Genomic DNA, 14668 nt, shown 5'->3' on the forward strand with positions numbered 1-14668 from the left:
CCGTTTCATGTAAAGAACTGTCCTTTCATGGGGTCTTTCACGCGCCGACAGCGGTAAACTGCTTCATGGCCAGACGGCGAACAAACTCGTTGAATCCAAGTGTAACCAACATTGCTACCGCCTGTATGCCTACCGCTTGCTCACTGGATAGCTCAAGGCCTCCAAGCGAATAATGGCCGGTGAAAACCATTGCGGGCAGGTAGGCTAAGTACTGAAACGGCAGGAAGAACTGGATCATCTGAAGCCAGTGCGGAAAGAAGTCAAGCGGAATAAGCGCTCCTGAAAAAATACCCGACACCAACATAAATGCGTTTCGAATCCCGCCCGATTGGACAAGCCAAAAGGAAGTCAGGCCAATTGTGTAGTTCACATAAAAATTCATCAGAAAAGCAAGCAGCACCGACAGAATTGTCCATGGAAAGCTTGCCGGCCGCATATCGACTCCAAAAATAAAAATGAAGATCAAAAGGCAGGGCAAAAATTCAAACAGGAAGCCCAAAGACCGGTGTCCGATTTTCTGAAATAATGCGAACGAACGGTGATGAATCGGGCGTAAATGAAAGGTGAGAAATTTACCGGTGCGCACAAGCATGGACAAGTTCCAATCGGCAAAATCCATGGTCAGGTAACCGATAAGCGCAGTAGCACCGAAGTAGCGGATCATCTGGGGAAGCTCAATCCCGCCGAGCGAGGAATGATCTCCGTATACCGCCGTCCAGATGAAATATTGCACCATAAAATATACAGGACCGACGATAATGGAAACCATGGAATGAGAGCGGTAAGCACTCCACTCTTTGTAGGTCACGTCCGCTACCGTCCGGCAAATAAGCCATTTTTGTTTAAGGCTGTTCATCAGATGAGCCCTGACCAAATGATATTGGTCACATTATACAATGCCTCTGCGTACCAATTATCTTCGGTGAAAGGCACAAACCATACGGCGGCGAGCTGCTCTGTAGGGTCGATGGCCATGCAGCAGGCTCCTGCGCCTTCATGAAAATAGCTGGTATCTGAATAGAGGAAGGCAGGGCCTCTTCTCATATCCAGACCAATGCCGTAGCTCCGGTCGCTGACATCGTTACCCCAGCAGTAATCGGGAACCCCGTATAGGGTGCGTGTTGTGATTTTCTCGACCGCTTTACGGCCGATAATGCGCGTATCGTGCAGTGTTCCCATGCCCAGGAGCATGTTGGCGAACCGGATGAGGTCGGCTGGCGTAGAGGCCAGGCCTCCGCCGGTGCTGGAGACTGTATCCCACAGCTTCTCCATCTGCGAGTCTTCAGGCTGATTACCGTTAATTAGATCGTTCAGCCGCTTCTCATGCCTCTCGTTTCTTATAATGGCGCGTCTGGCTAGCTCCGGAGTCAGTCCCCAAACGGTATCCTTCATGCCAAGGGGCTTCAGGATTTGCTCTTCTATGTACTGCTCAGCGGTTACGCCGGTCACCTTTTTAATAATTTCTCCGAGCAGGCAGAAGCCGAATGAGCAGTACTGCCATTCCTCGCCGACTTTTTTATTGACCCCGCAGCTCAGCGCGGCTGTGATCCAGTCCGGATCACCACTCTCAGGGTTATACCTTTCGAAATATTCACCGATTAATTGCCAATAAGATTTATGATAGGGAATTAAGCTGCCCGCACAGTCGGGAAACATACCCGAGGTATGGGTCAGAAGGCTGTAGATATCGATTTTATTAAAAGGGTCCACGTTAAATTGCTCCAGGAACGCGCTGACAGGAAGGTCAAACCGGAGAATACCGTCCTCAACAAGCTTGGCGACCGCTACTGAGGTAACGGCTTTGGTAATGGACGCGATATTATGAACGGTTGTCGGTATAAGCGGATCTGCTCTGTCTTCCCGGAAAGAAAGCGGTCCGATAGCACCGTGCAAAAATGTCTTACCATACCTGGAAACGCAGTAAGATGCAGCCTGGATCTTTTTTTGATCGATCAGGGTCTGGAAATGGGCATTCAAAACCTCGATTCTTGAAGTGTCATAACCCACTTCTGCAGGTGAACAGTCGGTAACTCCTGGTGTATGCAGCATAAAATATATGCCTCCTTATAAATATTTACGCCATGCAAGGCTAACCACTCTATCTAAGCGCTTTCAAAATGACTCGTTTATTCGGGCCTTCTTATATGACAATGGCTAGCTGGTACGATTACGTTTAAGTGTATTTCCAAACAATGGATGTTACAATAGAAAGTTTGTTTTATAACCAAACTTGCCTGAGTGATTATTCAACCGTTAGGTGATAACACATAGGTATCCAAGTCTAGCTGAATCATGGACAAGTCCAAAGAAAAAAACGCTTAAAAACACTTAACAAAACTTGCACAATAACTTATAATGGTTAAACAAGGGAGGGGATTTATATTTATCAGGAGGAACGTTTAGTCAAGATCCTGGAACACCTTAAAAGTTATGATAAGGCTTCAAATGATGAAATTTCCAAACTATTGAATATTTCCAGAGATACCGTGCGAAGAGATTTCATCAAGCTGGTTGAAGAAGGGGCAGCGATACGGACTCATGGAGGAATTGCCCTGCCTCATTTCAAAGAAGCCATAAAAGCGTACAAAGAACGGCTGAACACAGCTTCGAAGCAGAAGTTTATGGTCGGAAGAGCAGCCTCGAAATACATCGTGAACGGAGATCTTTGTTTCATAGATGTATCAACGACCAATAAATTTTTATGTGAGCAAATCAACAAAAATATAACCGTGTATACTCATTCACTGGACAATGCAGTGGTCTTGTCAACCCAAAAAGAAATAGAAGTACACTTGCTCGGGGGCAAGCTTAATCATGAGAATCGTTTCTTTTATGATCTTGCTCTTGCCTCCCGGTTAAATGATATCTATTTTGATAAAGCGTTTTTCGGGGCCGCGGCCATTTTGGAGGACGGGATATACTTTGCAAACCCAGAAGATGCTTATATGAAGCAACTGGTAGCAAAGCGCGCTAAACAAGTATTTCTTTTAACGGATTCCCATAAATTCAATCTGGTCAGTTCATATAAGGGACTTTCTTTCCAGGACATTCATACCTTGATAACCAATGAAGAACCCCCGGATAAATATATGGGGATACTGAAAGCGCATAGTATAAAGATTGAAATTGCTCATGAAGAGGGAGATGAACTGTCTTGAAGATAAAAGCGGTTTTTAGTGATGTAGACGGAACATTATTAAACTCTGACCATCAAATTACTCCTCTGACAAAGCAAGCGATACAAAAGACAGTAAAAAGTGGGGTCCCTTTTGTGCTTGTTACTGCAAGAATGCCTGGAGGAGTGGTTTCTCTTCAAGAGGAATTGGCCATTCATTCCCCCATTATTTGTTATAGCGGGGCACTTGTTTTAGAGGAAAACAGTGAAGGGAACATGGCACCTATCCACAGTACGAGTTTATCCCATCAAGAAACCAGAAAAATTCTCAAAATTGTAAATGACAGATACCCGACCGTTAGTATCAGCCTATATAGCTATAATGAGTGGTTGGTTAGTGATACCCGGAATTATTGGGTGACTCAAGAACAAGAAATCGTTCATACTGACCCCAGGAAGGCAGATTTTGCCGCTTATCTGGAGAACAATCAGCAAACGCATAAAATTTTATGCATGGGAAATTCCCTGGAAATTACCGACCTTGAACAAACGTTAAAGAACGAAACCACAGGTGTTTCAATCTATAAGTCAAAGGAAACTTATTTAGAGATCATGGATAGCTCTGCATCCAAATCACAAGCCATTCAAATCATTCTGGAAAGACTAGGCTTATCAAGAGAAGAAATTATGACGATTGGTGATAATTTCAACGATATCGATATGTTATCCTTTGCCGGATTAGGAATCGCTATGGCTAATGCACCTGATGAGGTCAAACGCTATGCAGATGATGTAACGCTAAGCAATGACAAAGATGGACTGAAGCATTGCTTGGAAAAGTACGTGATTACATCGGAACAGTAGCAAGCATCGGTTGAGTATTATTGAAAACAGAAAGCGTCTGACGCCAAAAAGGCCCGATTACACGCCATGACTGTTTTCTGACCTGGTATTTGGAAGTTAAAACCGCTTTCTTTTGGCAGAAGAGAGACACCGCATTTCCTCCCGGTATTTGGCTACGGTTCTGCGGGAAATTTCCAGACCTTCCTTGGCCAGCGTTTCCGCAATTGTCTGATCGGCCAGCGGTTTGCGCTTATCCTCTTCATCGATTAACTGTCGAATGCGTTTTTTGGCGCTCTCCGAGGAAGCGGTTTCACCGTTCGCTGATGCAAGAGCGGAAGTAAAGAAGTATTTCAACTCGAACAATCCGCGGGGCGTCTGCATGTATTTGTTGTTGACCGCCCGGCTGATCGTGGATTCATGCAGCCCGGTGCTTTTTGCAATGTCTTTTTGGGTGAGCGGTTGCAGTCCATGACTGCAACCGTCGAAAAAATCACGCTGAACCGCAACGATAGCCTCGGCGACACGCTTCAAAGTCTGCCTGCGTTGCTCCAAACTTTTGATAAGCCAGCAAGCAGTACTGTACTTGTCATGAATAAATTGCCGGGCTTCCTCCTGCTTGGGAAGAGCCCGAAGCATCTGCCGGTAATGCGGATTGACCGCGACCTGCGGCGAACCGGTATCGCTCACCCGCACCTGATACTTGCCGCTGCCGGATTGCTCCACCGTAATATCCGCGATAATATACCGGTGCTCGTTATGGTTAAATGCCGCGCCCGGAAACGGATTCAGCCTGCGTATCCGGTCGGACATCTGCTGAACCTCAGATATGCCGGCTCCGAGCGCATCCGCGATTCTCTGCAGCCGGTTGGCCGCCAAATCCGCCAGATGACGCTGTACCACTGCAATGGCAAGCTCAACCTCTGCACCCGAGCGCCGGAGCTGTAAAAGAATGCATTCCTCCAGGTTGCGGGCTGCAATACCCGCCGGTTCGAAGCTCTGCACCAGGGCGAGCATAGCCAGAACCTCTGCCGGATTGACGCCTATCCGTCCGGCAACCTCCAGTGCGTCCATTGCCAAATAGCCTTTTTCATCCAGGTTGCCGATCAGATATAACGCCGTCTTCCGCTGCATGCAAGTTAGGCCACAGACCAGTCCAAGCTGTGACTTCAAATGCTCATAGAGGGTATCCGGCGGTTTGGCAACCCAGTCCAGCATTTCCTCCGTATTCCCGCTTTTAGATTTTAAATTCTCCCTGCTCTCTCCGTCGATAGATATATCATATTCCTGCAGATCGATAACCGGATTCTCATTCGCTTGTTCCCTTAGATAGCACATCAATTCTTCCGATGAATACTGCAAGATTTGGATGGCCTGCCGTAATTCGGGCGTCATCGTCAGTTTCAGCCGCTGTTCTTGTTTCAAACTGAATTGGTTTATGATCTTCAGCACTCCTTTCGGGTAACCGATGGCAGCAATTCCCCCGTATCAGATATTTATAGAAAAGCATTTCGTGAATTATGACCAACTTTCCTGCTCAAATAAAGAGTTCTTTGTGCATTTTTTTGTTACCATTTGCACATTGAGTTTGTTATATTTAGCTTGAAAAAGATTCAGGCTGGAGGTGTGCAAATGAAGAGAATCGACAGGATTTTAGAATACATTGCGGAGCAGACGGGCAATATGGCTGAAGAAGATTTGCGGCACGGCAGCGGAATTACTGCGGCGGAGATCGCCGATCATGAGAATATGCTGAGAAATAATGTGAGTAAAGAGCTGAATGAGCTGTTGCGGGCAGACCATATTATCAAAATTAAGGGAAGACCCGTCAAGTTTCTGCACAAGGAAACCGTCGAGTACATTCTCCAGACTAAGCTTAAAGAGAAGCAGATTGAGGTTCAGAGCCTCGATGAGATTCTGCATCCAAGCGAACAGGTCGACCCTTTTCACTCCCTGATCGGTTTCAAGGATAGCATGCGTAACCAGGTGGAGCAGGGAAAGGCGGCGATTCTTTATCCGCCAAGAGGATTGCATACACTGATTGTAGGACAGACTGGAGTAGGCAAAACACTGTTTGCCAAGCTGATGTACAACTACGGCAAGCATATGAAGCGGTTCTCCGACGATTCACCCTTTATCGTATTCAACTGTGCGGATTATTACAATAATCCCCAGTTGCTGCTTTCCCATATCTTTGGACATGTCAAAGGAGCATTTACCGGGGCCGATTCAGAAAAAAAAGGGCTTGTGGAGAAAGCGGACGGGGGTATCTTGTTTCTGGACGAAATTCACCGCCTGCCGCCGGAAGGCCAGGAAATGATTTTTTATTTCATGGATACCCATACTTACAATAAATTAGGTGAATCCGAGCGGGACCGCAGTGCGAATGTGCTGCTCGTTGCGGCCACCACGGAAGACCCCGCCTCTTCCATGCTCAAGACCTTTATCCGGCGTATTCCGATTACAATCAATATTCCCCCTTTCAGGAGCGCACGCCTGCAGAGCAGTTTCAGATTCTCAAGCATTTGCTGGAGAGTGAAGGCCTTCGTGTCAACAAACCGATCAGAGTCGAGCCGGAGGTTGTCAAAGCGCTAATCGGCAGTGTCACTTATGGAAATATCGGACAGCTCAAATCAAATATTCAACTCGTTTGCGCTAAAGGGTTCCTGAACAGCATCCGCGAGAGCAGGGAGGAGCTTGTACTCGATTTCAAACTACTGCCGGGCAATATCAGAGAAGGGTTGTTCAATCTTGGAAAGAACCGCAGAGAGATCGAAGAATTTGGTGCAATTGTATCCCCGCTATATATTACACCCGAAGGAAGCCATTTGCTGGAGGAGGATGTTCTTGAGCCTCCGTTCAATCTCTACAAGCTGATTGAGGACAAAATAAGCCTGCTTAAGGATGAGGGGCTTGACGACAGTTACATTAACAAGTTTATCACTACGGACGTCAATATCCATATTAAAAGCTTTTATAACCGTTTCTATAACTTGAAAGGCAGCAGGGAACGAATTCTCAAAATTGTGGATAATGAAATTCTTGAATTTTCTGAAGAGGTTAAAGAACTGGTCGAGCGGGAGCTAGACCGGAAATACAGTGAACGTTTCGTCTATGCCTTCAGTCTTCATTTGAGCGCCTTTCTCAAGCGGATCAGAGAGAAGAAATACGGTGGCAAACTGGTCTATGATCCGGTCGACGAGCATGATGAAGAATACAAAGTGGCTTTGACCATCAAGGACATGATAGAGTACCGGTTCGGGATTGACGTGCCGGGGGCTGAAATAACGTACGTGGCAATCCTGCTCAAATCGGTGGAGGAGGAGAGGCAGGGCAACGTTGGTATTATCGTGGCCACGCACGGTAATAGCACCGCAAGCAGCATTGTCGGTGTTGTCAACAGTCTCCTCGGCAGCTCCAATATATGCGCGGTTGACATGCCGCTCAATGTCAGTCCGAAAGAAATTTTAGAAATTATTGTCGACAAGGTTAAGGGGATTGACTGTGGCAGAGGCGTACTGATGCTGGTGGATATGGGGTCTCTGCTCAGTTTTGAGGCGATCATTATGGAACGGGTCGGGGTCAAGGTCAAAACGATCGACATGGTTTCCACACCGCTTACGCTTGAGGCTGTCCGTAAGGCCAGCATTCTCGATATGGAGCTTGAGGACATCTACCGGTCGCTCATGGATTTCAGAGGCTACAACAACATGGAAGCTTCGTTAACAGCGGTACTGGACAACAAGGTGATCATCACAGTCTGCTCCTCCGGCAAAGGTGCCGCAGTCAAGGTAAAGGAATTCGTCGAGAAAATCGTTTACGATCTGACGGAGAAGAAAATTACCGTTATTCCGGCAAAAATCAGGGAGCTTGACAAGGTGGTTAAAGAGTTTCAGGCCAAACAAAGCGTACTCGCCGTAATAGGCGTAAAAAGGCCGGGCGACCACAGTGTTCCGTTCATTCCTTTGGAACTGTTGATTGACACAAGAGGCCAGGAAATGCTTAGAGAACTGCTGGTGCATCATGAGCTGCCCGTTACACAGGCTGATCAAAATGTGGTCATTAAGAGCTTATGCGAAGACGGCTTAAAGGAATTTTTGACTTATCTGAATCCTCACAAAATATTGGGGACCCTGATGGAATTTGTCGAGGTGCTCGAACGGGAGCTGCAGACAGATTTTGAATATGCTGTGAAGGTCCAAATTGTCATTCATACTGCCCAGGCCCTGGAGCGGATGGTCATACAGGACGGGCTGGTATACCGCGGCGAGACGGGCATTCTGGATTCGTATGTTCTAAATGCGGTAAACCGGGCTTGCAGTATATTTGCCGATGGTATAAATTTGACCCTCACGGATGATGAGCAATATTATATTTGTGAAATCCTGAGCGATGTATATAAAATGACCCCATCAAAAGAACAAAGAGTATGAAGCGTTTATATTTGTGTATAACAGATACAAATTAGAACAAAAAAAGCGTTTTTCCACGAACAAAAATCCCTGGAGCAGCGGGGATTTTTTGGTTTCAAGAAAAATTTTCGGCTGATACAGAAGTTTGGCATGGATATTGCATATCTAAGGGCATAGAGAGCTGAGGGGTGAAAATAAAATGATTGGAGTCATTGTGGGCACGCATGGAAGATTTTCCGAAGAACTGCTAAGGTCGACGTCGATGGTCTATGGTCAATTGGAGAACGTGGTGGGAGTTACGTTTGAACCGGGTGAAAGCGTTAACGGACTTGTAGATAAATTCAAAATAGCACTTGGTACGATTGAATGGAGCGACGGTGTTCTATTTCTAGTTGATTTGTTCGGCGGCAGCCCGTATAACGCAGCCAGCCGGATCGCAGCCGGCTATGAGAATATGGATATTGTATCTGGAGTTAACCTCCCCATGGTCGTTGACGTTCTGGTCAGCAGATCGACGGAGCAATTGGAAGATCTGGTGAAGCTGGCGATTCGTGCAGGGCAGGATTCGATGAAATCGTTCCGCACCGTTAGAGAAATTCAAACAGAGGAGGAATTATAGTATGGAAATTTCATTTGTTCGTATTGACGACAGACTGATTCACGGCCAAGTAGCAACGGTATGGGTGAAAGAAACAAAGTGCAACAAGATAATCGCCGTGAGCGATGAAGTGGCAGCGGATACATTGCGGAAAACCTTGCTGCTTCAAGTATCTCCGCCAGGAATCAATGCTTACGTCGTTACGATCGATAAAGCGATTGAGGCGTATAACAATCCGAAATACGCTGACTTCAAAACGCTGTTTCTGTTTACCAATCCATCGGACGTGCTTCGCGTAGTGGAAGGTGGGGTACCATTCAAGTCGGTGAATGTCGGCGGCATGTGCTACAAGGAAGGCAAGAAACAGATTACGGGAGCAGTATCCGTCGACAAACAGGACCTCGAAGCTTTCCGCAAGCTCCATGAAAAGGGCATCGAATTGGAAATCAGAAAAGTCGCCAGCGATCCTAAGGTGAATCTGATTTCCAAAATTCAAGGTTTATAGTCAAGGAAATAAGAGAGGGGTTATTATATGAGTACTTTTGAAATCGTGATGGTAGCGATAGTTGCAGCCATTTGCGGCATGGGCAGCGTGCTGGACGAAGGGCAGACGCATCGGCCGCTGATTGCCTGCACCCTGATCGGTCTGGTCCTTGGCGATGTCAAGACGGGTATTATTCTAGGCGGTACACTGGAACTGATGGCGCTTGGGTGGATGAATGTCGGCGCATCCATGGCTCCCGACGCGGCGCTTGCCAGTATAGTATCAACTATTCTGGTTATTGTAGGGCATCAGTCAATAGGTGCGGGTATTGCCGTCGCCATACCGATTGCTGCCGCAGGTCAGGTACTTACGATTTTTGTCCGGACGATCACCGTGTTCTTCCAGCATCTGGCGGATAAATATGCGGAATCCTCAAATTTCAAGGGAATTGAGCTATGTCACTTTATTGCGCTATTATTGCAAGGTTTACGCGTTGCTCTGCCGGCTGTTTTGGTAGCGGTAGCCGCCGAGACGGGATTGGTCACGGACCTGCTGAATGCGATTCCGGATGTCGTAACGAGAGGATTGCAAATCGCGGGCGGCTTTATCGTCGTCGTCGGTTATGCGATGGTTATCAACATGATGTCCGCCAAGTATCTGATGCCTTTCTTCTTCCTTGGCTTCGTCGTTGCCGCCTTCACGGGCATCAACCTTGTAGGTTTTGGTATTGTGGGCGCGGTGCTGGCCGTTCTGTACATCCAGTTGAATCCGAAATATAACACGAAGAACGTGGCGGTGGGCGAAATTGATGAACTGTAGCAAGTTTCTAAAGAAAGAGGGGATTATAAAATGGAAGATAAGAAATTAACGAAAAAAGATTTGAACAGCATGTTTTTCCGGTCCTGGTTCCTGCTCGGGTCGTTCAACTTTGAACGAATGCAGTCGATCGGCTTCTGCGTCACTTTGATCCCGGCGATCAAACGGCTATACAGCAAGAAAGAAGATCAAAGAGAAGCTTTAAAGAGGCATCTTGAGTTCTTCAATACACAGCCCTTTATCTCGGCCCCGATTATGGGTGTCACTGCCGCCATGGAAGAGCAGAAGGCTAACGGCCAACCTATTGATGACGCTACTATCAGCGGAGTCAAAGTCGGTTTGATGGGTCCGCTCGCCGGGGTAGGGGACCCAATTTACTGGGGAACCTTGCGTCCGGTTCTTGCAGCGCTCGGCGCATCCATTGCTCTGACCGGCAGTATTGTTGGACCCCTGCTGTTCTTCCTTCTCTTCAACGTCTGCAGGCTGGCGACCAAGTGGTATGGCTTGAAATACGGGTATGAAAAAGGAACGGAGATCGTGTCCGACATGTCAGGCAATCGGTTGCGTAAGCTTACGGAATCGGCCTCCATATTAGGGCTATTCGTCATGGGTGCACTCGTATCCAAATGGACCAGCATCAATGTGCCGCTTGTCGTGTCCAAATATACGGGTACGGACGGTAAAGAGGTAATCACTACAGTCCAAATGATTCTGGACCAGTTAATGCCGGGATTGCTGCCCCTGCTTCTAACCTTCCTCTGCATGAAACTGCTCAAAAAGAAAGTAAATGCCATTGCTCTCATCTTTGCTTTATTTGCGGTAGGCATTATCGGATACGCGCTGGGCGTACTGGCATAGGAGCAGACAGGGTTTTCGCTTGGACTCTTTGGCTCACAGGATGTAATCAAGATTAAATGAAGTAACTTTCTCATGAGGTCGCCTCGGTTCGGATGTTTGTAGGGGTACAAACATTCTACCGAATGTGCGGCCTTTTTTTGGGCTAATCAACAGGAATAGTAATAGCTCAGTCATAATTGGAGAAGACTGAACAATAGATGTCTGGAAATGAAATTGTTCGCTTTCAGATCCACGATTTCATGGTAATATCATCAGTTGGGAATACGCAATAATGTCGTGATGAAAGGACTATAAATTTCACTATGAACACTACGAACTCGTTAAAAAAATCGGTAACATTCTTTGAAGCTTTGGCCATTGTTGTAGGAATGATTATCGGTTCAGGGATTTTTCTGAAGCCCGGTATTGTGCTGAATAATGCCGGTACACCCTGGATGAGTATCTTGGCCTGGGGGATTGGAGGAATCATTACCTTGGCTTCGGCCCTGAGCGTAGCGGAAATCGCAGCTGCAATTCCTAAGTCGGGAGGCCTGTACACTTATCTGGGTGAATTATACGGCGGGGTATTCGGCTATCTGCTGGGGTGGGTACAGGCTGTAATCTCCTATCCGGCTTCTGCAGCGGCGCTCGCAATTGCTTTTGCCACTTATTCCGGCTACTTTTTGCCGCTGAATGGCTGGCAGCAGAAGCTGCTGGCGGTTTCTATTCTGGCTTTTATCCTGATTATGAACGTCATTGCCACCAAATTCGGCGGAATCATCCAGACCGTTGCAACGGTTGGCAAGCTGATTCCGGTAGCGGGTATTGTAGGTGTAGGCCTGTTCTCGAATCTGGCACCCGGCTTTGGGGGATGGAGACTTCGGCGGCGGGTGCAGGCTTTGGGGTGGCGGTCCTCGGCACGCTTTGGGCATATGACGGCTGGATCAGCGTGACCAATATGGCAGGAGAAATCAAAGACCCGGCGAAGACGCTGCCAAAAGTCATTTCAATCGGGGTAATCTTTGTGATCGCTGTTTATGTGTTATTTAATATTGCAGTTTTCAAGGCGCTGCCTTTTGATCAGATCATTTCTTCCCCGACTCCGGGGGCTGATGCGGCAGAGGCATTGTTTGGCAGCGGCGGCGGGGCTTTTATTACGGCAGGGATTATCGTGTCCGTGCTCGGTGCGCTGAATGGTTATTTGATGACCGCTGCGCGGGTGCCTCAGGCGATGGGGGAGAACAACCAGATTCCTTTTTCACGGGTGCTCCGCAGCGTCCATCCCAAGTTCCAGACCCCGGCCAATGCGCTTATCTTTCAAAGTGTGCTGGCGGTCATCTATATTTTTTCCGGCACCTTTAATACACTGACCGATCTGCTGGTGTTTGTGCTGTGGATTTTCTTCACCATGGGGGTGTTCGGCGTATTCATTCTGCGTCAAAAAATACCGCCGGAAAAAGGACGCTACCGTGTGCCGCTCTACCCGGTTACCCCAATAATCGGGGTGGCAGGCGGAATCTATATTCTGGCCAGCACGATCATCAGTGATCCGCTGCGCTCTCTGGTCGGTATCGGCATTACGCTGGCCGGACTCCCGGTCTACTATGTGCTGTCCCGCCAAAAACGGTAGCAAGGCAGAGCCGCTTTTAAGGGCGGCGGTTGATGATTGACAAATCTTCATCCAGATCATATGATGTGAATGAAAAAATAATTATTCATTCATGGAGCTGCTTAATGTGGAAGATAAAAAAACACTGATTTATGATTGTGCAAAAGAACTGTTTAGCGATAAAGGTTTTAAAGATACGAATGTTTCGGACATCACCAAAAAGGCTGGAATGGCAGTAGGGACTTTTTACAACTACTATTCCTCCAAGGAAAAGCTCTTTATGGAAATTTTTCTCGCAGAAAATGCCAAACTGAAACAAAAATGTATGCAGGCTCTTGATTTGAGCCAAAGCCCGCTGACAGTAGTACGGCAAATGATGATGCTTAATATGGAAGGCATGACTGCAAACCCCATACTTAAAGAATGGTATAACAAAAGCGTGTTTGGGAAAATTGAGCAGCTGTTCCGGGAGGAAAACGGCACTCAGTCGGTTGACTTTCTCTATGACAGCTTTCTTGAGATTGTGAAGCAGTGGCAGGCTGAAGGCAAGATGCGAAGTGATATCGACAGCAAAATGATCATGATGGTGTTCACCGCGATTATCAACGTAGAGACTCACAAGGAAGAAATTGGACCGGAGTATTTTCCGCAGCTTCTGGACCATATGACGGAACTGATCATGAAGGGTTTGACGGATTGCTCCTAACAGATCAAAGGGGGCAGTTCCTTTATCGAATAAAATGAATGAATTTACTTATATTCATTTATAAAATCGATCAAATACAGCCAGAAAGGAGGGAGTGGATGGGCATTTCTGCAGGAAGAAAAAGAAAAACCAAAAGGTGGACCGTTATTTTTATGATGTTAGGCGTAATTGCACTCTTAATAGGGGGAGGAATTCTCTTTAGCGCGCCGGGGCGGCGTGAAGTTGGGCGGCTTACCTTCGGAGATGTAGATTTCAAAAAGCTGCGCAATGGCATTTATGTGGGACAATTCACAGGCACTAAGGATCATTTCAGAGATACCAAGGTTCAGGTAACCATCCGCGGGGGACAGATCTCAGATATTCAAATACTCAAAGGCGCTTTAGATAAACAAGGAAAACCGTTGGAACTGAAGAGGGGGCAAAGCATAGCTGATTTGTTTGGCCATGTGATAGAGTCGCAATCGCTCCAGGTAGATGTCATCAGCGGCGCGACGCTTACCTCCAAAGCACATCTTAAAGCACTGGAAAATGCGCTAAAGCAGGCGCAGTCAGAATAATTTGTAAGAGGAGGATTCATATGAACATTGCAGTCATTTCGTATTCTTTTACCGGAAACAATAAGTCTTTAGCGGGGAGCGTAGCCAAAGAGCTGTCGGCAGAGCATATCCAAATTTCCGAACCGAAAACCCGTACGATGGGCTCAATTGCCCTGGACATGATGTTCAGCAGGACACCGCAGGTACAGCCGGCACCGGAAACCATGGAAAGATATGATTTGCTTCTCTTTTTCGGGCCCGTTTGGATGGGCCATGTGGCCGCTCCGCTCCGCGCATATCTCAAGTATCTGAAGTCACATCCGCAGAGGTACGGGTTCCTGTCCATCAGCGGTGGAGCGGACGGCTCCAACCCGAAGCTGACAGGCGATCTCCGCAAAAGAGCAGGTGCAGATCCCGCTGTACTTATCGACCTGCATATAGCTGACCTATTGCCTAATCGCGAAAAGACTGTCCGAAAAGATACCTCCGCCTACCGGTTAAACGACAGCGATATTCATACATTGACCCATACGATGATGAAGAAATTGAGGGAGGACAACCGGTTGGGTTAATCTACGCTCATGGCATTATCTTAAGAAGAGACCAAACGCAGAGCCGGATCCGGATAGGATTCGGCTAATTGGTATATTTGTTGAGTTCAGAGTTGTATCCAAATTGTAACTTATGGGAATGTTGGTCAAACTGCAGGTTGAAC

At 47.1% G+C, this 14668-nt stretch carries 14 protein-coding genes and 1 pseudogene; 12 read left to right on the plus strand and 3 right to left on the minus strand.

All coding sequences use genetic code 11. The features are described from left to right. Positions 1 to 37: 37 nt before the first annotated feature. Positions 38 to 856, minus strand: coding sequence for an ABC transporter permease (locus JI735_RS20645; RefSeq protein ID WP_039834239.1), 819 nt, complete (start codon positions 854 to 856; stop codon positions 38 to 40). After that, on the minus strand, positions 856 to 2049 hold the full coding sequence (locus tag JI735_RS20650) for a serine hydrolase domain-containing protein (RefSeq protein ID WP_039834240.1): 1194 nt from the start codon (positions 2047 to 2049) through the stop codon (positions 856 to 858). Before JI735_RS20650 ends, JI735_RS20645 begins: the two co-directional genes overlap by 1 nt. A 359-nt stretch (positions 2050 to 2408) precedes the next feature. On the opposite strand from JI735_RS20650, the gene JI735_RS20655 reads away from it, so the two are divergent. Beyond that, complete coding sequence (locus tag JI735_RS20655) at positions 2409 to 3158, plus strand: DeoR/GlpR family DNA-binding transcription regulator (protein ID WP_267919297.1); 750 nt, start codon at positions 2409 to 2411, stop codon at positions 3156 to 3158. Next, the gene (locus JI735_RS20660) at positions 3155 to 3979 is read left to right on the plus strand and encodes a Cof-type HAD-IIB family hydrolase (protein WP_039834242.1); all 825 of its coding nucleotides are present in this window, start codon (positions 3155 to 3157) and stop codon (positions 3977 to 3979) included. Before JI735_RS20655 ends, JI735_RS20660 begins: the two co-directional genes overlap by 4 nt. A 96-nt stretch (positions 3980 to 4075) precedes the next feature. On the opposite strand, the gene rpoN is transcribed toward JI735_RS20660, so the two are convergent. Beyond that, on the minus strand, positions 4076 to 5380 hold the full coding sequence (rpoN, locus tag JI735_RS20665; RefSeq protein ID WP_267918946.1) for an RNA polymerase factor sigma-54: 1305 nt from the start codon (positions 5378 to 5380) through the stop codon (positions 4076 to 4078). A 207-nt stretch (positions 5381 to 5587) separates the two neighbouring features. Here rpoN and JI735_RS20670 point away from each other — a divergent pair. The 10 genes and pseudogenes from JI735_RS20670 to JI735_RS20715 all read left to right on the plus strand — a co-directional run bounded on the left by JI735_RS20670 (position 5588) and on the right by JI735_RS20715 (position 14525). Continuing rightward, positions 5588 to 8388 (plus strand): annotated as a pseudogene (locus tag JI735_RS20670) (sigma-54-dependent transcriptional regulator). A gap of 178 nt (positions 8389 to 8566) precedes the next feature. Further along, entirely contained in the window at positions 8567 to 8986 is a 420-nt protein-coding gene (locus JI735_RS20675) for a PTS sugar transporter subunit IIA (protein ID WP_039834244.1), read from the plus strand. A 1-nt stretch (position 8987) separates the two neighbouring features. Next, positions 8988 to 9470: a mannose/fructose/sorbose PTS transporter subunit IIB gene (locus tag JI735_RS20680; protein WP_039834245.1), complete on the plus strand. Its 483-nt coding sequence runs from the start codon at positions 8988 to 8990 to the stop codon at positions 9468 to 9470. A gap of 27 nt (positions 9471 to 9497) precedes the next feature. Continuing rightward, entirely contained in the window at positions 9498 to 10268 is a 771-nt protein-coding gene (locus tag JI735_RS20685) for a PTS mannose/fructose/sorbose transporter subunit IIC (RefSeq protein WP_202676378.1), read from the plus strand. 30 nt (positions 10269 to 10298) lie between these two features. Continuing rightward, positions 10299 to 11123, plus strand: coding sequence for a PTS mannose transporter subunit IID (manZ, locus tag JI735_RS20690; protein ID WP_039834250.1), 825 nt, complete (start codon positions 10299 to 10301; stop codon positions 11121 to 11123). Positions 11124 to 11425: 302 nt separating this feature from the next. Next, positions 11426 to 12055 carry an amino acid permease gene (locus JI735_RS36990; RefSeq protein WP_202676379.1) on the plus strand — a complete coding sequence of 210 codons (630 nt, stop codon included), beginning with the start codon at positions 11426 to 11428 and terminating at the stop codon, positions 12053 to 12055. After that, positions 11974 to 12732: an APC family permease gene (locus JI735_RS36995; RefSeq protein WP_202676380.1), complete on the plus strand. Its 759-nt coding sequence runs from the start codon at positions 11974 to 11976 to the stop codon at positions 12730 to 12732. Before JI735_RS36990 ends, JI735_RS36995 begins: the two co-directional genes overlap by 82 nt. Before the next feature lie 106 nt (positions 12733 to 12838). After that, on the plus strand, positions 12839 to 13417 hold the full coding sequence (locus JI735_RS20705) for a TetR/AcrR family transcriptional regulator (RefSeq protein ID WP_039834252.1): 579 nt from the start codon (positions 12839 to 12841) through the stop codon (positions 13415 to 13417). A gap of 98 nt (positions 13418 to 13515) precedes the next feature. Then, positions 13516 to 13974, plus strand: coding sequence for an FMN-binding protein (locus JI735_RS20710; RefSeq protein WP_039834253.1), 459 nt, complete (start codon positions 13516 to 13518; stop codon positions 13972 to 13974). Between the two features lie 20 nt (positions 13975 to 13994). Further along, positions 13995 to 14525 (plus strand): flavodoxin family protein, encoded by a 531-nt coding sequence (locus JI735_RS20715; protein WP_051051649.1) that lies wholly within the window; start codon positions 13995 to 13997, stop codon positions 14523 to 14525. Positions 14526 to 14668 lie beyond the last annotated feature (143 nt).

This window comes from Paenibacillus sonchi, assembly GCF_016772475.1.
Taxonomy (GTDB): Bacteria; Bacillota; Bacilli; order Paenibacillales; family Paenibacillaceae; genus Paenibacillus_AQ; species Paenibacillus_AQ sonchi.